Here is a 1,338-nt window from a genome sequence, read left to right on the forward strand (position 1 = left end):
CGAGCCCTTCCTGCGTCTCCGATTCGAAACGCATCACGACGACCGGCGTCGTGTTCGACGAACGCGCGAGGCCGAAGCCGTCCGGGTACTCGACACGCAGGCCGTCGATCGTCACGACTTCGTCGGCGCCGTCGAACTTCGCTTCCTTCTGCAGCTTCTCGATCAGGCGGAAGTTCTCGCCTTCGTCGAGCCAGAGCTGCAGCTCCGGCGTGCTCATCGCGTCCGGCAGCGCATTGAGCACCGCGCTCGGATCGGCCGTCTTCGCGAGGATCTCGAGCAGGCGCGCGCCCGTGTAGAGACCGTCATCGAAGCCGTACCAGCGATCCTTGAAGAACACGTGGCCGCTCATCTCGCCCGCGAGCGGCGCGCCCGTCTCGCGCAGCTTCGCCTTCACGAGCGAATGGCCCGTCTTCCACATCAGCGGCTCGCCGCCCTTCGCCTTCACCCACTGCGCGAGATGGCGCGTGCACTTCACGTCGTAGATGATCTGCGCGCCCGGGTTGCGCGACAGCACTTCCTCCGCGAACAGCATCAACTGGCGGTCCGGATAGATGATCTGGCCGTCCTTCGTGACGACGCCGAGGCGGTCGCCGTCGCCGTCGAACGCGAAGCCGAGCTCGGCGTCGGTGTCCTTCAACGCCTGGATCACGTCCTGCAGGTTTTCCGGGTGTGCCGGATCGGGATGGTGGTTCGGGAACGTGCCGTCGATGTCGGTGAAACGCTCGACGAGCGTGCAGCCGAGCGCCTTGAACAGGCGCGTCGCGAGCGGGCCGGCGACGCCGTTGCCGGCGTCGACGACGAGCTTCAGCGGGCGCGCGAGCTTCACGTCGCCGACGATGCGCTCGATGTACTGGTCGGCGACGTCGAATGCCTCGTACGAGCCGCTGCCCGTCTCATAGCGCTCGTCGACGATGCGACGGTACAGCGCCTGGATCTGCTCGCCGTAGATCGCCGCGCCGCGCAGCACCATCTTGAAGCCGTTGTAGTCGGGCGGGTTGTGGCTGCCCGTGACGACGATGCACGAATCGACGCGACGCTCGCCGCCCTTCAGCGGAAGCGGCACGCTCGCCGCGAAATAGCCGACCGGCGTGGGCACCATGCCGACGTCGACGACGTCGACGCCCGCCGCACGCAGGCCATCGGCAAGTGCGCCGACGAGCTCGGGCCCCGACAGGCGGCCGTCGCGCGCGACGACGACCGCGTCGCCGCCCTGTGCGCGCACTTCGCTGCCGAATGCCCGGCCGATCCCGCGCGCCGTGTCGGCGTCGAGCGTCTTGCCGACCACACCGCGAATGTCATATGCCTTGAAGATGGATTGGGAGATCATCGATTCTCTCT

The 1,338-nt window shown here is 67.4% G+C and carries 1 protein-coding gene; it reads right to left on the minus strand.

Translation table 11 applies throughout. The features are described 5' to 3' along the window. Positions 1 to 1,327, minus strand: a 1,327-nt coding sequence (locus DIE11_RS35945; protein ID WP_148093071.1) for a phosphomannomutase/phosphoglucomutase, incomplete at its 3' end; no start/stop codon positions are given. Between the last annotated feature and the right edge of the window lie 11 nt (positions 1,328 to 1,338).

This window comes from Burkholderia sp. Bp9012, from assembly GCF_003853825.1.
In the GTDB taxonomy this organism is placed as follows: domain Bacteria; phylum Pseudomonadota; class Gammaproteobacteria; order Burkholderiales; family Burkholderiaceae; genus Burkholderia; species Burkholderia diffusa.